The 24493-nt window shown below is 66.2% G+C and carries 21 protein-coding genes; 9 read left to right on the top strand and 12 right to left on the bottom strand.

Translation table 11 applies throughout. From position 1 onward, the window contains the following. The first annotated feature begins 52 nt into the window (after positions 1-52). Positions 53-736 (top strand): response regulator transcription factor, encoded by a 684-nt coding sequence (locus tag AC1DVA_RS12960; protein WP_476806131.1) that lies wholly within the window; start codon positions 53-55, stop codon positions 734-736. Between the two features lie 6 nt (positions 737-742). Here the strand turns inward: AC1DVA_RS12960 and AC1DVA_RS12955 are convergent, their stop codons facing one another. After that, a complete protein-coding gene (locus tag AC1DVA_RS12955; RefSeq protein WP_476806130.1) occupies positions 743-2086 on the bottom strand; it encodes a sensor histidine kinase in 1344 nt (447 codons plus the stop codon). A gap of 159 nt (positions 2087-2245) precedes the next feature. Between AC1DVA_RS12955 and AC1DVA_RS12950 the strand changes: the two genes are divergently transcribed. Further along, the gene (locus AC1DVA_RS12950; protein ID WP_265050420.1) at positions 2246-2926 is read left to right on the top strand and encodes an EipA family protein; all 681 of its coding nucleotides are present in this window, start codon (positions 2246-2248) and stop codon (positions 2924-2926) included. 21 nt (positions 2927-2947) lie between these two features. Here AC1DVA_RS12950 and AC1DVA_RS12945 read toward each other — a convergent pair whose 3' ends face one another. From AC1DVA_RS12945 to AC1DVA_RS12930, 4 genes are all read right to left on the bottom strand, one after another. Further along, positions 2948-3631, bottom strand: a complete 684-nt coding sequence (locus tag AC1DVA_RS12945) for a lysophospholipid acyltransferase family protein (protein WP_265050419.1) — start codon at positions 3629-3631, stop codon at positions 2948-2950. A 124-nt stretch (positions 3632-3755) separates the two neighbouring features. Continuing rightward, positions 3756-4874 carry an amino acid ABC transporter permease gene (locus AC1DVA_RS12940; RefSeq protein ID WP_265050418.1) on the bottom strand — a complete coding sequence of 373 codons (1119 nt, stop codon included), beginning with the start codon at positions 4872-4874 and terminating at the stop codon, positions 3756-3758. A 1-nt stretch (position 4875) separates the two neighbouring features. Further along, a complete protein-coding gene (locus AC1DVA_RS12935; protein WP_265050417.1) occupies positions 4876-6048 on the bottom strand; it encodes an amino acid ABC transporter permease in 1173 nt (390 codons plus the stop codon). An 85-nt stretch (positions 6049-6133) separates the two neighbouring features. Beyond that, positions 6134-7156: an amino acid ABC transporter substrate-binding protein gene (locus tag AC1DVA_RS12930; protein WP_442865038.1), complete on the bottom strand. Its 1023-nt coding sequence runs from the start codon at positions 7154-7156 to the stop codon at positions 6134-6136. A gap of 197 nt (positions 7157-7353) precedes the next feature. Between AC1DVA_RS12930 and AC1DVA_RS12925 the strand changes: the two genes are divergently transcribed. The 5 genes from AC1DVA_RS12925 (at position 7354) to AC1DVA_RS12905 (ending at position 13147) form a co-directional block, all read left to right on the top strand. Continuing rightward, entirely contained in the window at positions 7354-8907 is a 1554-nt protein-coding gene (locus tag AC1DVA_RS12925) for a sensor histidine kinase (RefSeq protein ID WP_265050415.1), read from the top strand. Further along, on the top strand, positions 8904-9509 hold the full coding sequence (locus AC1DVA_RS12920) for a response regulator transcription factor (protein WP_265050414.1): 606 nt from the start codon (positions 8904-8906) through the stop codon (positions 9507-9509). The genes AC1DVA_RS12925 and AC1DVA_RS12920 overlap by 4 nt, the downstream gene beginning before the upstream one ends. Before the next feature lie 138 nt (positions 9510-9647). After that, positions 9648-10136, top strand: coding sequence for a GlcG/HbpS family heme-binding protein (locus AC1DVA_RS12915; protein ID WP_265050413.1), 489 nt, complete (start codon positions 9648-9650; stop codon positions 10134-10136). A 72-nt stretch (positions 10137-10208) separates the two neighbouring features. Continuing rightward, positions 10209-10898 (top strand): ankyrin repeat domain-containing protein, encoded by a 690-nt coding sequence (locus AC1DVA_RS12910; RefSeq protein WP_265050412.1) that lies wholly within the window; start codon positions 10209-10211, stop codon positions 10896-10898. 425 nt (positions 10899-11323) lie between these two features. Beyond that, complete coding sequence (locus tag AC1DVA_RS12905) at positions 11324-13147, top strand: ABC transporter ATP-binding protein/permease (protein WP_265050411.1); 1824 nt, start codon at positions 11324-11326, stop codon at positions 13145-13147. A gap of 68 nt (positions 13148-13215) precedes the next feature. On the opposite strand, the gene AC1DVA_RS12900 is transcribed toward AC1DVA_RS12905, so the two are convergent. The 4 genes from AC1DVA_RS12900 to AC1DVA_RS12885 all read right to left on the bottom strand — a co-directional run bounded on the left by AC1DVA_RS12900 (position 13216) and on the right by AC1DVA_RS12885 (position 18163). Then, positions 13216-14052, bottom strand: a complete 837-nt coding sequence (locus AC1DVA_RS12900) for an alpha/beta fold hydrolase (protein WP_265050410.1) — start codon at positions 14050-14052, stop codon at positions 13216-13218. A gap of 271 nt (positions 14053-14323) precedes the next feature. Then, the gene (locus tag AC1DVA_RS12895; RefSeq protein ID WP_265050409.1) at positions 14324-15346 is read right to left on the bottom strand and encodes a G1 family glutamic endopeptidase; all 1023 of its coding nucleotides are present in this window, start codon (positions 15344-15346) and stop codon (positions 14324-14326) included. Between the two features lie 10 nt (positions 15347-15356). Then, positions 15357-16358 carry a phosphatase PAP2 family protein gene (locus AC1DVA_RS12890; RefSeq protein ID WP_265050408.1) on the bottom strand — a complete coding sequence of 334 codons (1002 nt, stop codon included), beginning with the start codon at positions 16356-16358 and terminating at the stop codon, positions 15357-15359. 50 nt (positions 16359-16408) lie between these two features. Beyond that, complete coding sequence (locus AC1DVA_RS12885) at positions 16409-18163, bottom strand: adenylate/guanylate cyclase domain-containing protein (protein WP_476806129.1); 1755 nt, start codon at positions 18161-18163, stop codon at positions 16409-16411. 698 nt (positions 18164-18861) lie between these two features. Between AC1DVA_RS12885 and AC1DVA_RS12880 the strand changes: the two genes are divergently transcribed. Beyond that, on the top strand, positions 18862-19527 hold the full coding sequence (locus AC1DVA_RS12880) for a Crp/Fnr family transcriptional regulator (RefSeq protein WP_265050406.1): 666 nt from the start codon (positions 18862-18864) through the stop codon (positions 19525-19527). A 6-nt stretch (positions 19528-19533) separates the two neighbouring features. Here AC1DVA_RS12880 and AC1DVA_RS12875 read toward each other — a convergent pair whose 3' ends face one another. The 3 genes from AC1DVA_RS12875 to AC1DVA_RS12865 all read right to left on the bottom strand — a co-directional run bounded on the left by AC1DVA_RS12875 (position 19534) and on the right by AC1DVA_RS12865 (position 23229). Continuing rightward, entirely contained in the window at positions 19534-21270 is a 1737-nt protein-coding gene (locus tag AC1DVA_RS12875) for a cache domain-containing protein (RefSeq protein WP_476806128.1), read from the bottom strand. A 33-nt stretch (positions 21271-21303) separates the two neighbouring features. After that, positions 21304-22284: an ABC transporter substrate-binding protein gene (locus tag AC1DVA_RS12870; protein ID WP_265054930.1), complete on the bottom strand. Its 981-nt coding sequence runs from the start codon at positions 22282-22284 to the stop codon at positions 21304-21306. Between the two features lie 243 nt (positions 22285-22527). Next, entirely contained in the window at positions 22528-23229 is a 702-nt protein-coding gene (locus tag AC1DVA_RS12865) for a FadR/GntR family transcriptional regulator (RefSeq protein WP_265050404.1), read from the bottom strand. 532 nt (positions 23230-23761) lie between these two features. Between AC1DVA_RS12865 and AC1DVA_RS12860 the strand changes: the two genes are divergently transcribed. Beyond that, positions 23762-24481: a ribonuclease activity regulator RraA gene (locus AC1DVA_RS12860; RefSeq protein WP_265050403.1), complete on the top strand. Its 720-nt coding sequence runs from the start codon at positions 23762-23764 to the stop codon at positions 24479-24481. Positions 24482-24493: the final 12 nt, after the last annotated feature.

Genomic DNA, 24493 nt, shown 5'->3' with positions numbered 1-24493 from the left:
ACCGCCCCTTGTCCGGCATCACGTTCCATCCCTGCACTCCGACAGGACAGACATGCGCGCATTGATCGTCGAGGACGAGCCGGAGCTGATGGCTTTCCTGTCCCTGCTCCTCACGAATGCCGGGCTGATCGTGGACCGCACGACCACGATCGATGCCGCGCTGTCGGCGTTGCGGACGGCACCCTTCGACATCGCCATCGTCGACCGGCGGTTGCCGGACGGCGACGGCCTGTCGATCGTCAAGGCCCTCAGCGCGGAAGAGACGCGGCCGGCCTTCCTGATCCTGACGGCGCGCGACGCCAAGACGGATGTCATCGAAGGCCTCAATGGCGGCGCCGACGACTATCTGGTGAAGCCGTTCGAGCCGGGCGAATTGCTGGCTCGCCTGCGCGTCATCGCGCGCCGGCGCCAGCCGAAGCGCTCGCTGGTCATCGCGGCCGGCAATCTCTCGATCGATCTGGGGGGGCGAAACGCCTGCGTCGGGACGGAGCCGCTCGACCTGCGCCGGCGCGAGACGCTGATCCTGGAAGCGCTGGTGCAGCGCGTCGGCCGCGTCGTCACCCGCGACGTGCTGATCGAGGCGGTCTATGGCTTCGACGACCTGATCGAATCCAATACGCTGGAAGCACAGATCTCGCGATTGCGCCGCAAGCTCAGGGATGCCGGCGCCCAGGTCGAGATCACCTCGCTGCGCGGCATCGGCTACATGCTGAAGACCTGCGCGCCCGCTCCCTGACCGCCCTCACGCGCCGTTCGCGCCGTCAGCGGAAAAGATCAGGCGCACCGTGGTGCCGCCGGCTTCGTTGCCGAGAATGGCGATGGTTCCGCCATGGGCTGCCATGATGTCGCGCACGATGGTGAGGCCGAGGCCGGCGCCGATCGAATGCGGCGACATCCGGTTGAACGGCTCCATCGCCTGCGCGCGCTTGACGGCGGCGATGCCGATGCCGTCATCGGTGACCTCCAGAACGGCCCCGTCGAGGACCCGGACCAGGATGGTCGATTTGGCCTGCGAGTGACGCAGGGCGTTGTCGACGAGATTGGCCAGCGCGGCACGCACCGTCGCCTCGTTGGCGTCGATCATGACATGGTGTTCGCCCTCCTCCTCCAGTGCGACGTCGACGCCATGGCTGAGGATCAGCGGAGCGAGGTCCGCCAGCACGGCTCGGGCGAGCGCGTTGAGCTGCAGGGGCTCGAAGGGCAGATCGGTGGCGTGCAGGCGGGCGAGCTGGAGCATCGACGAGACGATGGTGGTCAGCCGGCTCAGATCCGTCGTCAGCGCAAGGCGCGCCGGCTCGTCGGCCAACGCGTCCACCCGGCTGCGCATCACGGTGAGCGGGGTGCGCAGCTCATGCGCGACATTGTTCATGAAGCGCTGCTGCACCTCCATGTTTCCGGCAATCTGGTCGAGCGCGGAGTTGAGCGCGGTGGTCAAGGGCATCAGCTCGACGGGAGTCTCCTCCGTCGGCAGCAACCCACGGGGCGCGCGGGGATCGATGCGCGCGGCGGCCTCGGCGGCGCTGCGCAGCCGCGCGCTGATATAGGAGACGGACATGGCGATCGCAGCGGCGATCATGATCCCGAACACCACCGAGATCGCCAGCGCGGAGCCGGCGATGGCGCGCAGGAAGTAGCCGAGGATCAGGTCCCAGCCGGGTTGCCCGCCGCCTGTCGCGACGATGATGYGGGTGCCGTCCTTCTCGATGACGTCGAAGGCCAGCGCGTTGTCGCCGCCCACCCGCATCTGCGCGGCGATGGTCGGGCCGTCCAGCCGGATGTCGATGGGCAGCCCCGGCCGCAACTCTAGCGCATACTCGACGACGGATCGTCCGTCGGAGACGAGATACCAGAGCTTGGGGCTGGCGCGTTCGATCTGCACCAGCCCCGTCGTCTTCTCGACATGCAGCCCGCTGCCTGCCGGCTGGCGAACGCTTTGCTGGATGACCCGCGAGGTGACATCGTTGCGCAGGACGCCGGGATCCTCGGTGATGAAGGTGAAGGCCAGAACGGCAGCGATGAAAGCCGCGAACAGGACGATGCCCAGCAGGCTCAGCCGGATGGTGAGGGCGCGCGAAAGCGAGGTCACCGCAACCCTCCGGGCCGCGTGGTCACGGATTCAGCGTTGCGGGTCGTCACGGAGCCTCTGTGCGGGTATGGCTTGTCTGACGGGGCTTGCCGCCCTGCTTCGCCCTGCATGGACCGTATCACCGTTGCCGTTCAACTCTTTCCTGGATCTGCCGGCCTGATGTCCGTGTTGCGTGCCCTGGCGAAATGGAGCGGTGCGGTCTTCGCGCTGACCGCGCTCCTGGCCTTTGCACCCGTCTTCCCATCCGCCTTTGCGCAAGGCGGGCCGGTCACGAAAGAGCAGATCAGGCCGGGCCAGCTGCCGACGGCCTCGCGGAACGAGATTCTGAGAATGGTCGAGGGCGTCTTCGACACGGCGTCGAAGACCGTGAGCCTGCCGATCGAGCGCTCGCTGGCGCTGTTCGGCGAGCCAAACGCCTATATCGTCGGTGGCGAGCTGAGCGGTTCCTTCGTCCTTGGCGGCCGGCATGGCAGCGGCGAGCTGCGCTTCCCGGAAGGGGCGCCCGAGCCGGTGATCTGGTCGGCCCTGTCGGTCGGCATCGGGCTCGGCGCCGATTACGGCCGGGTGATCATGCTGGTCTACGGGCTCGACCGGCGCGAGGACGTGTTCGGCGTCTATGCCAGCCTCGGCGGCAGCGCTCATTTCCTGGCTGGTGCCAATGCGACGATCCTCGCCTCTCCCCGTGCCAGGATCGTCCTCATCTCGTCGGGCCTCGGCCTGCGCTTCTCGGGCGATCTCAGCCGCATTCGCATCGAGCCGGCAGGCGAGCCGGAGGTGTTGCGCCCGCCAGGCAACATCTGCGGCAACCCGGCCGATTGTCCGCCATCTGGACGCCCCTGAGATGCCAGGAGAGAAGCACGTCTAGCGCCCCCGCTCGAGGGACCGGTAGGCGGTGGCATGGAGATCGTCGAGGCGCGCCGAGATGTCCATCGCGATCAGCCCGACCTCGCGATCGTCAGCGCCCTTGCGGACGTAGAGCGGCTCCGACCACAGGACGCAGCCGCGCCCGAAAGGCAGGGCGATGCTGGCCCGATCCCAGTTGTCTAGATCGAAGCGGGCGCTGGTGACGGCGGCGAAGAGATAGATCGGCCTGCCGGAGGCGCGGGCGAGCTGCACCGCCCCCTTGCCGGCGATGCGCGAGACCTTGGGAACATCGGCCGTCAGCATGACGCTGGTTCCATCGCGCAGAGCATCGCGCATCTCGAAGAAGGCGGGAACGGCGCGCTTGAGCTGGATCTTGGGGCGGCTCTGCGTCCCCGAGCCGCGGATGGTCCGGAAACCTGCCCGTTCGACGACCGAGGCGACGACCGCGCCGTCGAAATGCAGGGAGGCCAGGACGGCTACCTGCGAGGCCCCCTGCAGCGCGGCGAGGCTCAGCATCTGCTGGCCGTGCCAGGTCAGCGCGATGAAGGGCTCGCGGCTGCGCTCCCAGGGGCGGGCGCCGGGGATCTCCGGCTTGAACCGGGTGGTTCGCTGCACGAGGTCGATATAGGCATGCAGCGCGCGGCCGGCGAGCGCCGCGGACTGGCCTGAGCTGGGACGCATCATCCGATCTCCATGGTGAATCACCCGGAGTGGTCGGCTTCACGGCTTGCTGGAACATTGCGCGGCTGCAGGGCAGCAGGCCGCTTTCGTGCGAAATCAGGGCTGGAGCGCGGTATCGACCGCGTCAGCCGCTCCGGCCATGGCTGTGGTCCGTCTTGAGGCGCCGCTCGATGAAGCGGCTATAGGAGCCCATGCTGTAGCTGAACAGGGCATAGACGAGCGCGGCGAAGACATAGCCTTCCATCACGGCGATGCCCTGCCAGTTCGGGTCGCGCAGCGAGGCGCGCACCGTATCCAGGAAGTCGAGCAGGCCGATGATGGTGACCAGCGTCGTGTCCTGGAAGAAGCCGATGAAGATGTTGACCAGCGGCGGGATGACGATCTTCAGCGCCTGCGGCAGCACGATCTTGCGCATCGACAGCCAGTAGCCGAGGCCGAGCGAGGCGGCGGCCTCGTGCTGGCCCTTCGGCACCGCCTGCAGCCCGCCGCGGACCGTCTCGGCGATATAGGCGCCGGCGAAGATGATGATCGCGACCTGCGCCCGCAGCAATTTGTCGATGGTCACGCCGTCCGGCATGAACAGCGGCAGCATCACCGAGGCCATGAACAGGATCGAGACCAGCGGCACGCCGCGCACCATCTCGATGAAGATGACGGCGATGACCTGGATCGCCGGCAGCTTCGAGCTGCGCGCCAGCGCCAGCAGGACGCCGAGCACGAAGCCGAAGGCGAGGCCGACCGAGGAGAGCATGAAGGAGAGCGGCAGGCCGCCCCAGCTTGTGGTGGTGACGATCGGCAGGCCGAAGACGCCGCCATACATCAGGACGCCGCAGCCGAGCACGACCGCGAGCCAGAGCCAGAGCAGGTTTCTCGACCAGAAGCGCGGGATCATCGACACGATCATCACGGCGAGGAACAGGACCAGCGCCAGGGCCGGCCGCCAATGCTCCTCATAGGGATAGAAGCCGAAGATCATGAAGCGCAGCTTGGCTGCCAGGAAGGGCCAGCATGCGCCGTTGCCGGCCTTGCAGGCCTGCGGCCCTCCTTCCAAGACCGCGCGGGTGACGAGCCAGTCCCAGACGCCGGTGACCAGCCGATAGATCAGCCACAGGCAGGCGAAGGTGATGACGGCGTTGAGCGGCGAGCCGACATAGGGCTTCAGCCCCGAGAGCCACCGGCGCCCCTGCGAAGGACGGTCCGGCCGCTCGATGCCGAGCATCGCCGTGTTGGTCAGATCGGCCATCTCAGCGCTCCACCAACGCGACGCGGGCGTTGTACCAGTTCATGAAGAGCGAGATCGTGATCGACATGCCGAGATAGACCAGCATGAAGATGGCGATGCCCTCGATGGCCTGCCCGGTCTGGTTCATGGTGGTGTTCGAGACCATCACCAGATCGGGGTAGCCGATCGCGATGGCGAGCGATGAGTTCTTGAAGGTCGAGAGATAGGAGCTAGTCAGCGGCGGCACGATCACGCGCAACGCCTGCGGCAGCACGACGAGGCGCATCGTCTGGCGATCGTGCAATCCGACGGCGCGCGCGGCTTCCCATTGTCCGCGCCCGACCGAGAGGATGCCGGCCCGGACGATCTCGGCGACGCCGGCCGAGGCGGACAGTCCTAGCCCGACCAGAAGCGCCGTGAATTCCGGCGTGACCTGCACGCCGCCGGTGATGCGGAAGCGGCCCCTCTCCGGCCAGTTCACCACGAGATCGGGTTGCAGCAGCAGGATGGCGAGGAGCGGCGGCCCGAGCAGCGCGAGCATGACGAAGGGCCAGGCCGGGCGGGCTTGACCGGAGGCGACCCGCCGTCGCCGCAAGGCGGAGGCGACGACGAAGGCCAGCACGATGCCGAGGACCGCCGATGCCAGCACGCCGCTATGCGCGGACGACCATTGCAGAGAGGGAACGATCAGGCCGCCATTGCTGAGAAAGACGTCGGGCAGGATCTGCCAGGCTTCCCGCACCGGCGGGAAGACCGCGACGATGAGCGCGTACCAGAGGAAGAGATAGAGCAGCAGCGGAACGTTGCGCAGGGCCTCGACATAGATCAGGGCGAGGAAGGACAGCAGCGGATTGCGCGACAATCGCGCGATGCCGACGATCAGGCCGAGCACGCTCGACAGCATCACGGCGAAGATCGAGACCCAGACGGTGTTGAGCAGCCCGACGAGCAGGGCGCGGGCATAGGTGTCGCTGGATTCGTAGCGGATGAAGGATTGGCTGATGACGAAGCCGGCCGGCCGCGACAGATAGTCGAAGCCGGTCGCGATGTTCTGGTCCGCGAGCTTCCGCGAGACGGTGCCGAACAGATAGAAGCCGACGCCGACGACGAGGGCGACCGCCACGACCTGATAGAGGATGGCGCGCACGCGCACATCGTAGAGCAGCCGCACCGGGCTGGAGGTTGATGAGGCCATCGGGCTGTTCCGTGCTGGAGACGCACCGGCCGCATGGCGCGGCCGGTGGTTTCAGGTCAATCGAGGGAACGCACGTCGGCCGGGATCACCGGAAAGGCGGCGAGTAGATCAGACCGCCCTTGTTCCAGAGCTGGTTCGGGCCGCGGCTGAGACCAAGCGCGGTCTTCTCGCCCAGGCTGCGCTCGAAGATCTCGCCGTAATTGCCGTTCTGCTTGATCGCGTTGTAGGCCCATTTGACGTCAAGGTTGAGCATCTTGCCGAGATCGCCGGTGACGCCGAGCAGGCGCTGGACCTCGGGGTCCTTGCTCTTCAGCTGCTCGTCGATATTGCCCTTGTTGACGCCGTACTCCTCGGCCGCGATCAGGGCGTTGACGGTCCAGGAGACGATGTCGCGCCAGTTGCTGTCGTTCTGGCGGACGACGGGGGCGAGCGGCTCCTTCGAGATCGTCTCCGGCAGGATGACGAACTGCTTGGGGTCATTGGCCACGGCCCGCACCGAGGCGAGGTCGGAGCGGTCCGAGGTGATGACGTCGCAGCGGCCGGAGAAGAAGGCGTTGCGCCACTCGTTGTTGTCCTCGAAGACGACCGCCTCGTATTTGATGTTCCGCGGCTTGAAGTAGTCCTCGAGGTTCTGCAGCGTCGTCGTGCCCGGCAGCAGGCAGATCGCCGCCTGAGACAGCTCTCCGGCGCTCTTCACGCCGAGCTTGGTCGAAACCATCAGGCCCTGGCCGTCGTAGAAGACGATCGGCGCGAAATCGAGCCCGAGCGAGGTGTCGCGCGAGAAGGTCATCGTCGTCTGGCGCGACAGCAGGTCGACTTCGCCGGATTGCAGGCCCTGGAAGCGGATATTGGTGTTGAGCGGAACGAACTCGACCTTGTCCGGCGCGCCGAAGACGGCGGAGGAGACGGCGCGGCAGACGTCGCTATCGAAGCCCTGACGGACGCCCTTGTCGTCGGCGTAGGAGAAGCCCGCCGAAGTCGGGGAAACGCCGCAGAGAACCTTGCCGCGCTTCTTGACGGCATCGAGCGTCGCCTGCGCCGAGGCCGGAGCGGCAAACACTGAAAAAGCGGCCGCGGCGAGACCGAGCGCGGCCAGCTTGCAGAACATCTTTGGCATAGGCTTTCCCCTTGTGCACGCCTGTCGTCGGCGCGTCATAAGCGAGCCTATTGAGGCGGGATTGCCGCGGCAAGGGCCTTTCCGCGCTCTCGACGCCAGCCGCCGCTCGCCACCGAGATGACGGGCGCGTGATGCAGTGACGCCGCCGACCGGGCGCGATAGGCTGGGCTCGAACCGGATCGCACCCCTTGAAGCCCCGACTTGTCCCATTCCTGATGCTGTGGGTTCCCCTCGCGCTCGCCGGCCTGGGGGTGGGAGCCGGCGTCGAGATCATGCGGGCGCGCGAGGCCGTCCAGCGGGAAGGGACGACGCTGCACCGCGTCATCTCGCAGCGAGTCGAACAGCATGACGCGCATTTGACGAGCCTCGCGGCGGTGCTGGCGAGCTCGACGGCGGAGTCCGGCACCTTCCGGGCCGTCATCGAGGCGATGCAGCGCTTCTATCCCCGCATCGTGGCGGTCGAATTGATCGGGCCGGGAATCTCTCCGGATGTCTCGACCGGTCGAGCGCCGGGAAGTCTCGGGGATTTCGACCTGTCTGCGCTGTCTGCACGAATCGGCGAACTGGTGCCGGGTCAGGCGGCGACGCTCGCCAGTGCCGCGGGCACGCCGTTCTACGCCTTGGTCAAGCGCGTTCCGGACAGCGGATCAGGGCCGCGCGCGCTGGTGCTCGTTATCGACGCCCGGCTCCTGACCGAGCCGGAGGGCGGATTGCCCGGTGACGCCTTCCTCACCTTGCGCGATGCGTCCGGCACGGCGATCGTCGAGCAGGGACTGCTGGTGCCGCAAAAGATTCCGATCCCGAAATTCGCCTTCGAGAAGGCCCTGAGCAGCCGGTCCCAGCCGCTGGTCCTGACATGGGCGCGGCAACCGAAGATCGCCGAGATCCTGCCGCCGGGCTTGCTGATCGGCTGGCCGCTGGCGTCCTGGCTGGCCGTGTTCCTGTTGCTCGCGATGCTGCGTGAACGGCGTGCCGGCCAGCGGGCGCGCGAAGCGATGCGCCTGCATCAGCAGGAGGCGCGACTGGCCCATGCCATGCGGGTGAATACCGTCGGCGAGATGGCGTCCGGCATCGCCCATGAGATCACTCAGCCGCTGACCGCCATCCTGAGCCAGAGCCAGGCGGGCTTGCGCCTGGCGCGTTCGGGACTGGCGACATCCGAGGAGTTGACCGGCGTTCTCGATGCGAATGTGCGGCACGCCCGGCGTGCCGGCGACATCCTCGAGCGCCTGCGGGCCTATGTCACGCGCCGCGACCCGCAGCCCCAGCCGAACGATCTCAACCGGATCGTGCGCAATGTCGTCGAGCTGACGCAGCGTGATCTGCAGGAACGCGGGATCACGCTCACGCTTGAGCTGAGTGCCTCGGTGCCTTTGGCGCGGGTCGACCGCGTCTCGATCGAGCAGGTGGTGCACAACCTCGTCCGCAACGCCGCCGAGGCCATCGAGAACAGCCCTGGCGCGAAGCGGGAAGTCGTCCTTGCGACGCGTGTTTCCGGCGGCGAGGTCGAGATCTCCGTCAGCGATAGCGGCCCGGGTATCGCCGAGGCCGATTTGGCGCGGCTGTTCGAGCCGTTCTTCACGACCAAGAGCAGCGGCATGGGGCTGGGGCTGCCGCTCTGCGAGCGCCTGGTCGAGGCGGCGGGCGGACGCATCGCCGCGCGGAGCGATCCCGGCCGTGGCGCCGTCTTCACGGTGCGTTTCCCGGCTCTTGCCGCCGGGCAGGGGATCGCGGCCGAATGAAGCCCGCTGCCCGCACGGTCTACCTGATCGATGACGATGTCGATGTCCGGGATGCTCTCGCGCTCCTGCTGCGCACGATGGGTTTTGCGGCGAAGCCCTTCGCCAGTGTCCAGGCCTTCCTGGAGCGGCCGAACCCGCGTCATGACGGTTGCCTCGTCGCGGATATCCGCATGCCCGGAACATCCGGCCTGCAACTGCTCGAGCGCATGGCTGCCGAGGCGGGACAGATGCCGACCATCATCATCACCGGCCACGGCGATGTCGCCGCCTGCCGGCGGGCCTTCAAGGCCGGCGCAGTCGATTTCCTGACCAAGCCGATCGACGAACAGGTCCTGCTCGAGGCGATCGAGGCCGGCTTCGCGCTGCTGGACGAACGCGGCCGCACGCAGGCTGCGCGTGCCGGGCGCGATGCGCGCCTCGCGAAGCTGACCCAGCGCGAACGCGAGATCCTCGACCTCGTCGCCGAGGGGCTTTCGACCAAGGAGATCGCCCGCGCGCTGGAACTCTCGCCGCGCACGGTCGAGACCCACCGCGCCAACATCGCCGAGAAGCTGGGAGCCGGTTCCGTGGCGGAGATGGTTCGCTTCGCGCTCGACGGGTAGGGACGCTCGTCCAGGCCCTTTCTGCGTAGGACTACGGAGCCCCCTCCGGCACCGCACCGATCCTTTTTCGCCACGCCGCCCGGTAGCTTGGCCCCTGTCGAGCTCAGAGCTCGCCCCATGCCCCGCACCGGAGAGACCATGTCCAGGATCCTTTTTGCCGCCGCTGCGGCGCTCGCGCTTGTCCCCGCCATTGCCGGCGCCCAGGTCCTGCAGGAGCGCAACATTCCGCTCGGCATCGCGCAGGAGATCGCACAGGCGACGGTCGAGGCCTGCGCTACCAAGAACTTCAACGTCACCGCCACGGTCGTCGACCGCGCCGGCGTGGTCCGCGCCGTGTTGCGCGCCGACCGTGCCGGCCCGCATACGGTCGCGGCGAGCCGTGACAAGGCCTTCACCGCGGCCTCGGCCCGCAACGTCACCAGCGCCATCGCCGACGGCGCCGAGAAAAACCCGGCCGCACGCCATCTCGCCTCGATCGAGGGCTTCCTGCTGCTTGCCGGCGGCGTACCGGTCAAGGTCGGCGACGAGGTGGTCGGTGCGGTCGGCGTCGGCGGCGCGCCGGGCGGTCATCTCGACGAGGAATGCGCCAATGCCGGCATCGAGAAGGTGAAGGCCAAGCTTCGCTGAACCGGGCTGGCTCATAACAGGGCAGGTGGCCGCCATCGCGGCCGCCTGCGTCGCCGTTCGAGGAGCATCATGATGACGCGAAGATTGCTGGCCGCCCTGATCTTCGCGGCCGCCGTGTGTGTGGCTCCGGCCATGGCGCAGACGCCGCCCAGCGCTACCGAGCTCGCCGCCTATCGCGGCCTGCATGCGGCAGCTGCGGCTGGCGATGTCGCGACCATCCGCCGGCTGGCCGTGGCGGGCGACAATCTCGATGCGCGCGACGGCAATGGCCGAACGCCGCTTCATGTCGCGGCCTTTCAGGGGCATGGGGAGGCGGCTCGTCTCCTGATCGCCATCGGCGCAAAGCCCGGACTCCTCGACGATCAGCGCTATGATGCGGTGACGATCGCCGCGGTGCGCGACGACGTGCCCGTGGTGAAGGCGCTGCTGGCAACCGGCGCTTCGGCCAAGCTGATCACCAGCCGCTATGACGGCACGGCTCTGATCGCGGCCGCCCATCTCGGCCATGATGGTGTCGTCAGGGAGCTGATCGAAGCCGGGGCGCCGCTCGACCATGTCAACAATCTCGGCTGGACCGCTCTCATGGAAGCCGTGGTTCTCGGCGATGGCGGGCTACGACATGTCGAGGCGGCCCGCGCTCTGCTCGCGGCTGGCGCCGATCGCACGATCGCGGACCGCCAGGGCATCACGCCGCTGCAGCATGCCAGGGCTCGTGGGTATGTGGCGATGGCCGAGCTGCTGGAAACGGCGCCGCGGCGCTGAGATGCTATAGCCGGCCCTTTCCGGCCGCTCGCCCTGACTGAAAACCTCGCTGTCGTGGCATGGAACTCCGCTACCTGCTCCCCCGTTGAAGCCTGTAACGGAAGAGGTTGCCAATGCCTGCAAGAGCGATGGAATTGCGCCGTTCGGATGCTCTCACAGCGCCTGCCTGGCATGAGCGATGCCAGGATTCGAACGGAAACAGATATGTCGTCGCCGCCTGGCCGGATGCGAGGGGCGCTACGCGTTATGAGCTTCTCGACGGTACCGGCGTCAGGAAGATCGATCGGGAGACATTCGAGCTTCCCGGCGGCGTGCGGCTCCGCCGCGACGAAGACGCTCCGTTTTCGCATTGGGCTTGAGACAGCAGTCCGCTCGCCTTGCCGATAGAAACCTTCGTTAAGACACCCCGAGCCGCGGGAGAGCTGATGGCCGATGCTCCGCTTGCCTCGCAGCGCTCGCGCATGCGTCAATTCTTCCGGGTCGCCCTGCGCTTCTGGAGCGATCCGGAGACGCGGTGGCGCGCCTGGGGGATAACCGCGGCAGTGCTGGCCTTCGTCGCCGCGCAAATTACGACTGCAGTCGGCATCAACAGCTGGAACCGCCTGTTCTTCGATGCCCTCGAAAAGCGCGACGTGGCGGGCGTGTGGTCCGCGACGGGCTGGCTGCCGCTTCTCGTCGTGGCATCGGCCTTGTCGGTATCGGGCCTCGTCGTCAGCCGCATGCTGCTCCAGACGCGCTGGCGCGAGAACCTGACAGGGCGCGTCTCGGGCTGGTGGATCGCCGACCAGCGCTATTACCGCCTGGGTTTTCTGACCAAGAAGCTCACCGCGCCCGAATACCGGATCGCGGAGGATGTGCGCCTTTCGATCGAGCCGCTGGTGGAAATGGCGATCGGGCTGATCAGCGCCTTCATCACGGCGGCGACCTTCGCAGCCATCCTCTGGCAGGTCGCGGGCTCGGCAGAACTGACGCTCGGAGGGGTCACGGTGGTGATCCCGAGCTACATGGCGGTTGCCGCCGTCCTCTATGCGTTCGTGGCATCGGTGGCGGCCTATTTCACCGGCCGGCCGCTCGTCGGCCTCGTGTCGCACAAGAACGAGATGGAGGCCCAGTTCCGGGCTGAGATGACCCGGCTGCGCGAGAACGCCGAGAGCATCGCCCTCATTCGCGGCGACGCTGACGAATTGAGCGCCGTGGGCGAGAATTACGGGCGCGTCGTCGCGGCCTGGCTCAGAATCATTCGCCAGCAAGGCATCATCGCACTGGTGCTCAACACCAACGGCGCCCTGTTCCCGATCGTGCCGCTCCTGCTCATCGCGCCCAAATTCCTGGCAGGCGCTGTGACGCTGGGCGCGGTCGTGCAGGTCGTGGCCGCCTTCAGCGCGGTCCAGGCCGCGCTGATCTGGTTCGTCGACAATTTCGTCAGGCTGGCCGAATGGTTCGCTTCGGTGACCCGTGTCGACGAGCTGGTCGAGGAGCTGCAGGGCCTCGACGTCGGCACGATCATGGAGGGCGACTCCCGGATCGAGCTCGGAAACAGCGACGACGATGCGATCCATATCGAGAACCTGTCGCTCGCCCACAGCAATGGCCGCATCGTCGTCGCGGATGCGACGGTCGCCATCGAGCGGGGCGCGAAAGTCCTGATCGCCGGGGAGAGCGGCTCGGGCAAGAGCACGCTCATCCGCGCGCTGGCCGGGCTATGGCCCTGGGGTTCTGGGTCGATCCGCGTCCCCGAAGGACAGTCGATCGCCTTCGTCCCGCAGAAGCCCTATCTGCCGCGCGGCACGCTGCGCTCGATCCTGCTCTATCCGGCTTCCGACCAGGCGGTCGACGAGGAGACGATCACGGGCGCGCTGCAGCGTTGTGGCCTCGGCTATCTCTTCAAGCGGCTCGATGAGGACGATGATTGGGATCGTATCCTCTCCGGGGGCGAGCGCCAGCGCATCGCCTTTGCGCGCCTGCTGATCCAGAAGCCCGATATCATCGTCATGGACGAGGCGACCTCCGCGCTCGACGAGGAGAGCCAAGAATCGCTGCTGGGCTTGTTCGACAGTGAACTTTCTCAGGCCACGCTGATCAGCGTCGGCCATCGCCCGGGGCTCGAGGACTACCACGACCAGAAGATCACGCTGGAGCGCCGCCCCGCGGGCGCACACATGACAACCAGGCGCCTCGGCAGGTCGCTGTGGCGGCTTTTCAGGAGCCGCAGGGCGGCCAATGAGGACGCCAAGGCCGATACGCCCTGAGGTTTGCGCCGGAGCTCACGCATCTTCCATGATGGGGAGTGGCCGGCTGACCGACCACTCCCGTGGCGTCAGCCCTTCACGAATGCGAGCAGGTCGGCGTTGAGCACCTCGGCATTGGTGGTGAGCATGCCGTGCGGGTAGCCCGGATAGACCTTGAGCGTGCCGTTCTTCAGAAGCTTGATCGATTCATGCGCGGAGGCGCCGATCGGCACGATCTGGTCGTCGTCGCCATGGGCCACCAGCGTCGGCACGCTGATCGCCTTCAGGTCTTCGCTCTGGTCGGTTTCCGAGAAGGCCTTGATGCCGTCGTAATGGGCCTTGGCGCTGCCCGCCATGCCCTGCCGCCACCAATTCCAGATCACGCCCTGGTCGACCTTCGCGCCCGGACGGTTGTAGCCGTAGAAGGGGCCGGTCGGGACATCGAGGAAGAACTGCGCGCGGTTGTCGGCGAGCGCCTTGCGAAAGCTGTCGAAGACCTCGATCGGCAGGCCGCCGGGGTTCTTCTCGGTCTTGACCATCAATGGCGGCACGGCGCTGACCAGCACCGCCTTTGCGACGCGGCCCTGAGGCTCGCCGAATTTCGCGACATAGCGGGCGACCTGGCCGCCGCCGGTCGAATGGCCGATATGGACGGCGTTCTTCAGGTCGAGATGCTCGACGACGGCCGAGGCATCGGCGGCATAGTGATCCATGTCATGGCCGTCCCAGACCTGCGACGAGCGGCCATGGCCGCGCCGGTCGCTGGCGACGACGCGATAGCCCTTCGACAGGAAGAAGAGGAGCTGCCCGTCCCAGTCATCCGAAGACAGCGGCCAGCCATGGTGGAACATGATCGGCTGGGCGTCCTTCGGACCCCAATCCTTATAGAAGATCTCGACCCCGTCCTTGGTGGTGACGAATGACATATCGATGTCCCTTCTGTGCGCCAAACATGGTCCTTGCAGGCCATCTTGTCCGATTGCCCCGCGTTTTGTCTCTTATCGTTCCGGCTTGGCAGATATGCGTCAACGCCGGCTGCGCCATGCCTCCGGCAGGACCCGGCATGACGCGTTAAAACCCGTGTGAAAGAAGTGGTCATCAGCGCCGCAACCGGCCGCTTTCGTCAAGAGCGACGAAAGTGCGGTCGCTGTTGAAGATGCATTAGATTGCGGTCGGCCGCTTCCGGGCATCTCCCGGTCAGGGCGCAACATAGGTCAGTTCCAGCCGCTGCGGCGGTCCCAGCTCGCGGCGGGCGGTCGAGATCGTTCGGACACTCGTCGGAGTGTGAGCGATCTCGTACATGCGGATCAGCCGCGCGCCTTCGAGATCGTGCTCCCGCAGGTCTGGGAGACCTGGCAGGGCGGACTCGGCCACGCAGGCAGTGAACGCGAAGGGCGTGTAGGCGGGAAGCTCATAGGGCTCCCACCCGTCGGATCCCATCGGGCTCGGGCGTTCCATGATCCACTCGGCGGTCGCGCCGCTGATGCGCAGGCCAGCGGGGGCAAGCGCATCGAAGGCTTGCAGGATGATGCCCTTGCTGACGTTCTTCAGATTGCAGCGCACGGTCGTTTCGTCGAGCACGGTGATGATGGCGCTGATCTCGTCATAGGCGTCGACCGGAAGCGCGAGATCCTGAATGGGCAGATCACGACCCCGCGCCCACCACTGGAACCAGCTCGAATATTCGGATCGTGGAGCCGGCTGCGTAAGGCGCTTCTGCCGAGTGCCGATCTGGGGGAGCGAGGAATCGAGATAGCGCTTCTGCCCGTCCAGCCCGATCCAGGTGGAGCTCTGATATTCCGAGGCATTTCCGCTTGTGGGTGCCGAGACTTCTGGCACCGTCCAGTTCGCCATCACGGACGCAAAGCTGCGGCCATCGCGCGGGGTGACGTATCCGCCCGACCAGTTCATGCTTTTCTGGGATGGCCAGGAGACCGGCGCGGCAATCGCGATGATCCCTGACGGCGGGGGCCCCGCCGTGGGCTCGACCGCGAGAAGGAAGCTCAAGGGAGGGGTGCCCGGACGGTGGCGCAGGAAAGCCCGGCGAAACGCTGCCGCCGTCCGATTGCCGCTGAATGCCATTTGTGTGGGCAGACCGAACAGGCGCAGTTCCTCGTCGTTCGCAGCCGCGGGATCGAAATGGTCCGGCGGCAGCGGATAGGGCACGATCGCACCATTCGGATGCAGGGATACGGTCCTGTCACGCGGGCGGATGACCATCACCGCCTCCTCAACCCGCTTTCCATTCGGCGGCGGCTTTCGTGACGGCCTCGCCAAAGGACCGGAGCGCATAATGGCTCACGCTTTGCCCGGTGCCGGTGTGCTTCGAGAGCTTCGCGAAAGCTGCGGATGCCAGTGCCGCGCCGGCCGCGGAATCGCTGGGGTAATGCAGCCCGGCGATCTCGCGGTTGCGAGCGACCCGCCGCGCCAGCGCCTTGATCGTCTCGGTCAGGGCGGTCCGGTCGGCCTGCGGCAGCGCCGGCGTCACGATCGTCAGCACATGTTCCATGCAGGCGGCCATGAGAAGCGCCTGGGTGGCATGGCCACTTGGGTAAGCCGAGTGTCCGGGCACGGGGATCGGCGGCATCAGCGCCGGGCATTCCCAGGAAGGGCGTGGCCGCTGAAAGACCTGCTTGTAGTAGAGGGCGCCGAAGGAAGCGACCAGGCTGGCGATATGCAGAACCCGGAATGTCTGCGGATGCGAAGCCGGTGTCATTGCCAGCGCCGCCATGAAGGTGCTGATGAACTCGCCATCCTGCCCGAGAATCTCGCCCAAGGCGGATGCCCTTTCGTCACGCGCGGCGGCGAGCAGGTTCTTGATCTCCAGCGCCTGCTTGGTCTCGGTCCCGACCAGGGTGTTCAGGTCGATCAGGATGTCGGCGAGGGTATTGTTCAGCTGGGTGGTGTTCCAGTTCGTTGCCGTGAAATCCGTCAGCACGCGGAAGGCAAGCCAGCGGGCAGCCCAGTTGCGATCCGCGAAGGTCACAGGGTCTCCGCCGCCGGCGGCATTGGTGAAGAGAATTTTCTTTACCGGTCCCGGTGTCGGATCCAGCCGGATATGAACCGACTTGTGAAGGTCGCGGATTCGGCCGCCGGTCGCCGTCGATTCCATCGAGAACGGAAAATCGGCCCTGTCGGGCACGAACCAGCTCCCGTCGTCGCCGCTGATGCCGGCGTTTCCCGTGTTTCCCGTGTTTCCGGTATTGCCGGTGTTGCCAGTATTGCCGGTCATCGCGTGAACCCCGCACGGTTGCTGTTGCGGCAAACTCGTTAGGCTTCGGCTCAGTCAGGCAGTCCTGCCTTCCGCAAATGCGTGATCCATTGCTCAAGAATAGGCGAGGCGAACGGGCAGCGCTGCGCGTAGGGCGTCAGTCGAAAATCGGGCTGGACCAAAAGAAGCCGGTCAGACGCGCTTGCAGCCTCTCTCGTTCGACCCGCAGCGATCAGGCTGGCGGCAAGCGTACGTAGAGTAAAGCGGATTGATGGATTATGGGCAACTGCACTTCGTGCCCAGCCAACCGCCTGATCATAGTCGCGGTTAATGTAGTGCGCCTGGGCCAGGATGCCTTCGTGCCAGAAGCGATAGGGATCGGCCGGGGCGAGGCGTTGACCTTTCTCGCCGTGCAGAACCGCCAAGGGCCCGTTGCCGACGAAGCCACGTGTGGCGCTGCTCATCGTCCAGGCCATCGCGACGCTCGGCCCGGCCTCGATCGCCCGGTCGAGGAAGCGCTGAGCCGTGACCGTATCGCGCAGGAAGAATGCCTGGACATGGCCGTAGATCGCGAGCGCGAGCGGGTCGTTGCCGTCGCGCTCGATTGCCGCCCGCGCCCGATCGACCGCCGCCTGCGCATCGCCATCGGGATCGGGCGAGCCCAGTTCGCCGACGCGGAAGACATGCCAGAGCGCGGTGTAGGTGAAAGGGGGAGCGTAGGACGGATCGAGCGTCATCGCTTGCTGGAGGAGGCCGCGCGCCCGGGCAAAGCTGTCGGCATCCATCTTGTAGAGCAGGTCGAGGGCCTGAAGCAGTAGATCGTATGCGGTCATGTTCTGCGGATGCTGCCGCAGGGCCCGCTGCAACTCGCGCTCGCGGACATGGGGCGCGACGGTCCGGACGAGCTTCAAAGCGATGCGGTCCTGCAGGTCGAACAGTTCGTTGACCCTGCCGTCATAGTGATCTGCACTGACCACGGCGCCGTTCTCGTTGGCGATGAGCTCGGTGCTGATGCGCACGCGACGGTCGGACAGCGAGACGGTGCCGTCCATCACGTAGCGAACGCCGAGCTTGCGCCCGAAGGCCACCGGGTCGATCCGCTGCCGGCCGTATTCCAGCGTCGAGCCGCGTGAGATGACGAACAGCTCCTTGAGCCCCGACAGCGACTGGATGATCGAGTCGACCACGCCGTCGGCGATGGAAACCTTGTGGGATCGGGAGCCGTTCATGCGAAACGGCAGGACCGCGATGGAAGCTCTGGCATCGATTGCGGCATGGCTTTCGCCGATCTTGCTGCTGGGAGCGGGCCCGGGCTCGGATCGAAGGGCGAAGACGCGCACCGGCCGTTCGTGATTGCGCAGGAAGATCTCGCCCATGTCGGAGCCCAGCGTTCTCGTCGCATCGTCAAGCTGATCAAAGACTGCCTCGGAGATGATCACTCCGTCTTGTTCGGCATAGGATTGCAGCCGGGCCGCGACGTTGACGCCATCTCCGAAAATATCGCCACTCTCGAAAATGACGTCGGCGAGATGGATTCCCATGCGAAACGCGATCCGCAGGGACATCGGTTGGTCGGCCGTCGCGGCTGTCAGCGCGCGCTGCAGCGAAAGGGCACAAAGGGTCGCCTGAAGCGCGCTTTCGAACGTGGCCAGAAATCCGTCGCCGGTGTTCTTGACGGTGTGCCCGTCATGCTCGCGCACACACGGATCGATCAGATCTGCGCGCAGACTCATCAGCCGCTGGTGCGTCGCTTCTTCCGCCGCTTCGCTCAGGCGCATGTAGCCGACCACGTCGGCTGAAAGGATGGCGGCCGGACGACGCTGCATCTGCGTTGGAGCTTTCGCACCTGGTCCCGGTCCTGTCCGGACCGGGATCGACAAGGATGGATCAAGCCTCCGCGAATGCTGGCATGAGAGCTTCGTCGGGTCTACCTGTAAGCGCTTCCGTATGGGAACCATGACGTGGAAAGGCGAGCCTTCGCCTTTCCACGAGTCGCTGTCCGTCCGGATTGCGTTCCGTTGCGGGCCGGCGATACGGACGGCTGAGTGGTCGGGACCGGCGGACAAGGGATACCGCCGATCTATTTCTTCGGGCCGCTATAGAGCATTTCTATTCGCGTCAGCCCGATATCGTTCAAGGTGTGCTCGTCGAGGGGCCCGGGGCCCGCTGCACCTCGCCAAAGGGTGTAGGCTGGCACCAGCCAGCGAAGCAGCCGCGGTGCTCTGCGCGATGGCGGCACCATGAGCGGCGCTTCCGTCGCGCCGTCGCGTAACGGGGCCAGAGCTGCTAGGTTCAGAGGCGCTTTAGCGCGGTCCAGAGCGTCGTACACGATGAGCTCCGTTCTCGATCGGCTCTCACCCGGCCGCGGAATGCGGTGCTGGGCGGCCTGTCGGGGCAGAGTTCTGTGCCGTTCACGCTTCACCTTCCGTGCGCTGGATCACATAGGAATAGACTGCTCCGAAAAGCCGGATACCGGGAGCACCAGATGAACGACGGATCCCATCGCATCGCGAGCCTTCTGTCGGTGAATCCGTTCTTCGCGGGCATGCTTCCGGGGACGCTGGAGGACATCGCGCTGATCTGTCGGCCGCAGCATCTGGCCGCACGCGAGGTCCTGTTCCTGAAGGGTGATCCGGGCGATGGCCTTTATGCCATCCGCCGCGGTCTGATCCGTATCGGCACGACAGATGATCTGGGGCAGCAGATGACCGTGAATCTGCTCGGAGGCGGCGACATCTTCGGCGAAATCGCCCTTCTCGATGGGCGTTCGCGAACCGCCGATGCGGTGGCAATGGAAGATACCGAGATGTTCTTCCTGCCGCGCCGGGATTTTCTGAAACTGCTTTCGGGCGACCCTGCAATTTCATTGCAGCTTATCGAGCTCCTTTGTGCGCGGTTGCGCGACGTGCTCCAGCGCATGGAGGACACCACCTTCTTCCCTGCCGCGACCCGGCTGGCGCGGCGCATCCTCACGCTCGCGATCGACTATGGGACGGAGGTGCACGCCACGCAGGACGAGCTGGCATCGCTCAGCGGGATCACGCGCGAGACGGTGAACCGCCAGCTCCAGAGCTGGAAGCGGATGGGGGTTCTCTCGCTCGGCCGCGAACGCCTGACGATTCACGATATCGACGAGTTCCGCCGGATTGCGAAAATCGCAATGTCCAAGCCGGGCCGCACAAGCGTCTGAGTGACGCTAAGCTTTTTCGGTGACGACGAGGGAATGGACCGGCACAGGTTGGTCGAACCCTTTCAAGACCCGCGCTTTCAGCTCGACGAGCGGCAAGCGGGAACCGATCGCGTCAGCCGCCGCGCGATCGCAGAGAATCTCGAAATCGCGGGCGGTCGAACACAGGCGCGAGGCGAGGTTCACGACATTTCCGATCGCCGTGTAATCGAGGCGGCCCTCCGAGCCGATCCGGCCGACGGTCGCGAGGCCCATCGCAAGACCCACGCCGAACCCCAGCCGATGGTCGAGCTCGCGCTGACCGGCCAACAGCTTGTGCACGCCGACCTGCATGTCGTGCGCCATTTCCAGGGCGCGCATCGCCGGGTCCGAGCAAGAGAAAGGCGCATTGAACAGCACCATCGCGCCGTCGCCGGAGAAGTTCGTCAACGTGGCTCCATGGGCGCTGACCACCTTTTCCAGAACGGTATAGTACTCGCCGAGCATACCGATGACGGTTTCGGGTTCGGCCCGCGCCGAGAAGGCGGTGAAACCTCGCAGATCGCAGAACAGGACGACCACTTCGAGACGCCGCCCGTCGAGCAGGTGCTCGTCCCCGGTGCGTTCGACGAGTTCTGCCACCTGCGGGGCCAGGAAGCGCTTGAGCCTGCTTATGCGCTCCGAGCGCTCCTGCGAGATCGCCAGTTCGCTTGCCATCTCGTTGAAACGGGTCGCCAGCCGCTCGAACTCGTCGCCCGTCGCGAGGTGGATCCGGTGCTCGAAATGCCCCGCGCCGATCCGGGTCACCCCGTCTTCCAGAAGGACGATGGGCTCGACCATGCGTTGCGTGAGCCAGTAGGCCAGCACGGCAGCGAGGCCCGCACCGGCGACGAGCAGGGCCACCGTGCGCCATAAAGCGGCGTAGATCGGGCCGAACGCCTCCACGATGGGCTGCTTGACGACGACGGTCCAGTCGACCCCAGCGATGGGCGCCATGGCCGCGAGCACTCTGCCTCCCGTCAGATCCCGGCCGGCGATCGCCTCGCCCGGTTGGGCCAGGATCGATGCCCGCAGGTCCCGCAACGGCCCCGCCGCGGTCTCATCGGCGCGCAGGACCAGGCTGATGTCCGGGTGGGCGACGAGGCGGCCCGGCTGATCGAGCACGAAGGCTTCCCCCGTGCGCCCGACGCGGATCGCCGCGATCACGTCCCAGATGAATTTGAGATTGACCTCTGCGACCGCCACGCCGGCGGTTGGGCGGTTGCCAGCGACCGCAATCGTCATGAAAGGCTCCGAGCCGCGTTGAAACGTGACCGGCCCAAACCAGGCGCGATGCGAGCGCGCTCCCGCAACGGCCGGGTTCCCGGATTGATCATCCCCGCTTTCGACCCTGTTCAGGCCGATGCGGGACAGGAACAACCGTTCCCGGCCGGCGGCGTCGATAAGGCTGAGGCTCTGGATGGCCGGAACCTGCCGAAGCACGAGAAACGCATCGAGCCTGCGCTTCTCGTCGGCGCTATCCGACCAAGACAAGAGGACGGCCCATCCGAGCTGATCGCGGATGCCCTCGATGAAGTCCTGGATCTTGGCTGCCGCTGCTCGCGCCTCGGCATCGAGGATATCGTTCAGGCTGGTGCGCTGGTCGCGATAGCCGAACCACGCCTCGACACTCCCCGCGAACAGGAGCGGCACGACGACGGCCGCGAACAGGGCGAGAAAATACTTCCTGAACAGCGATAGTCGCGGCGCCGCTGGCATGTTGGACATCGCGTAGGCTCGCTCAGCGGCTCAACGGCCGGGTTATTCGATCACGAAGTCGGCACTGCTCAGGAGCGAAGGCGGGATGGACAGGCGGAGAGCGTTCGCAGCCTTGAGGTTGATGAACATCTCGACCTTGGTGACGCGTTGCACCGGCAGTTCCGACGGCTTCATGCCCTTGAGGATGCGGCCGGCATAGACGCCGGTGTGACGGTGCGATTGTTCGAAATCGCCGCCATAACTCATCAATCCGCCGGCAACGGGGAAGTCTCGGGACTGGGTGATCGCCGGTACGGCGTGGGCGGCCGCGAGCGCGGCGAGCTGTGGGCTGCGGTAAGCGAAATAAGGGTCCGACGTGAAGATGAGGCCGCCTGCGCCGGCTTGAGCGGCCCCGGCGAAAAGCGCGCCAAACTCCTGTTCCGTGCTGGCCTTGAGCAGATGCAGCGTCACTCCGAGGCTGCCTGCGGCATTATGAAGGTTCGTCAATTGCGAGTTCGAGGTCGGGCTTGCCGGGTTCACGGCGACCGCGAAGAGCTTGGCGCTCGGCAGCAATTCCGCCATGAACTCCAGCCGCTTGCGCGACACCTCGACGCTCAGGCTTGATACGCCGGTGAGATTGCCGCTGGGCCGGGACAGGCTGTCCACCAGCCCGAGGGCAACGGGGTCTCCGCCCAGCTCGAATACGACCGGAATCGTGGCCGTCGCCGATTTCGCCGCGAGCGCGACCTCGGCGCCTCCGGGAGCGACGATCACGCTGGCATTGCGCTGGACCAGATCCTTGGCCAGCGCCGGCAAGCGCTGGTACTGGCCTTCCGCCCATCGATAATCGATCACGACGTTGCGCCCCTCGGCATAGCCGGCCTCGGCCAGCCCGGCGCGAAAGGCCACGAGGCGACTGGCGTAGCGATCCGGGGTTTCCGAGCCGAGATACCCCAGCAGCGGCATTGCGGGTTGCTGCGAGTAGGCCGGGCCGGCCCATGCCGCCGCCCCGCCAGCAAGCACGAGGACGTCGCGCCGGCTCATGCGATCGGGAGCCTCTGTCGAGGCGAAGGGCAGAAAGCGCAAGGCCGTCTCCTCCCAACGGCGCTCATCTGTATCGAGCGGGCGGATATTACTCCAGCCATTCGGCAACGGCATCGTTTTGTTGTGGCGCTCGGTGTGCGGAAACAACTCTTTATTGCCGCCTTCCCATGAGGAATGGGCGCATCGGGCGTTCCCATGCATTGTCGCGCGGCGGCGATGCGACCGGCGCGACCGCGCAGCGGGCTAACTTCCTTCGAAAACGCGCCTGCGCGCGCTTTCAAGGTGGGTTTGCATGGAGCGGCGCGCGCCCGTCTCGTCGCCGCTCTCGATCGCGTCCAGGATCGCCCTGTGCTCGATCTGGACCGTCAGAAGGCGGGGGCGCGGCTGGATCAGCGAGAGGTTGCGATTGAGGCTGATGCCGGTCGCGATCTGCTCGTGGAGCCCGTTGAGCGTGGTCACGAAGAAATGGTTGCCGGTGGTCTCGGCGACGGCGCGGTGGAAGGCGATATCCTCCTCGACGCCGAGCCGGCCCTGCTCGCTGACGATCTCCAGCGCGTTGAAGGCGTGGCGCAATCTCAGAAGCCCGTCCTCATCGCGCATCTTCGCCGCCAGCGCGGCGATCTCTCCTTCCACCGCGATGCGGAAGACGAAGCAGCGCTGGATGTCCGCAATGCTGCTGATCGGCGCGAAGCTGCGGACATCGGGGGCGGGCCGGCGCAGGACATAGGAGCCGGAGCCGCGCCGCGATTCGACCAGGCCGTCGTCGCGCAGGCGGCCGAGCGCCTCCCGCACGATCGGGCGGGAAACGGCAAGGCGCTCGGCGAGCTCGCTCTCGGCGGGCAGCCGCGCCGCCACCGCGAAGTCCCCGGTCATGATCTGGCTCAGAATATACTCGTAGACGCGGTCGCCGAGCTTGCCCGCCGCCACCTTTCTCGCTGCCGTCACCGCTTCGCCCCATCGCAGTTGCCGACATTCTAGTGCAGGGCCGGCTTCGGTGCATCGTCTGAAAAACTACTTTACAACTTATTTTACAAATTATACTCGCTTTTATGGTCGCCAGGCTTAGGATCAGCCGTTCGAGTGGGCTGGGTAAGAAGAATTCGCTGGGAGAGACGAGATGAATTTCAGCTCTCGGGATCACTTGTGCGGCGTGCTGCTTACGTGTCTCGGCGGTGCGCAGGGCCGGCAGAAGATCGAGCTGACTCAGTTAGGGAGGCCGGGCAGAAGGTCGTCGCCGGTATCCGGCCGGAGCATCTCGGTTTGGGCGCAAGCCCGCTCGACGCGACGGTCACGATGATCGAAATGACCGCCCGGAGCGGCTCGTCAGCCTCGATCTCGGCGGCGCCGCACGGGTTGCGACCACCGGCAAAAGCAGGAAACTTGCCGTCGGCGAGCACATTCCGCTCGCTATCGACCCCACCGCCATCCATGTCTTCGAAGCCGCCGGCGGGCGGCGCATCTCCTCGGGAATGAACTGATGTCCAAGCTCAAGCCGGAAACCCGCGCCAAGCTCCGCACCGTCTCGGTCGCGACGGTCTGCACCGCGCTGTTCAAGCGCGGCCTCCGCAACCAGTTCATCCAGGATGTGCGGCCCCTGAGCCCGAACACCGGCACCATGGTCGGCGAGGCCTTCACCCTGCGCTACATCCCGGCGCGGGAAGACCTGAATCCGCTCTCGGTCTTCCTCGACAGGGCACATCCGCAGCGCAAGGCGGTCGAGGATTGTCCTCCCGACGCGGTGATGGTGATCGACAGCCGCAAAGACCCGCGGGCCGCCTCGGCGGGCGCCATTCTCGTCTCGCGCCTGATGAAGCGTGGTGTCGCCGGCGTCGTCACCGATGGTGGCTTCCGCGATTCTCCGGAGATCGCCGCGCTGCCGTTCCCGGCCTATCACAACCGGCCGGCGGCGCCGACCAACCTGACCTTGCATCAGGCTATCGACATCAACGTGCCGATCGGCTGCGGCGATGTCGCGGTCTGGCCGGGCGATGTCGTGCTCGGTGACGGCGAGGGCGTGGTCGTCATCCCCGCCCATCTCGCCGACGAGGTGACCGAGGAGGCGGTCGAGATGACGGCCTTCGAGGATTTCGTCGCCGAGGAGGTGATGAAGGGCCGCTCGATCCTCGGGCTCTACCCCGCGACCGAGGAGCAGACGAAGATCGACTTCGCGGAATGGCGCCGCGCCAACAACCGCTGAGGCACGCTCCGC

This window comes from Allobosea sp. P4_C6 (assembly GCF_056402015.1).
Note: the sequence above shows the minus strand (reverse complement) of the source record. Positions and strands in the feature narration are given on the sequence as shown.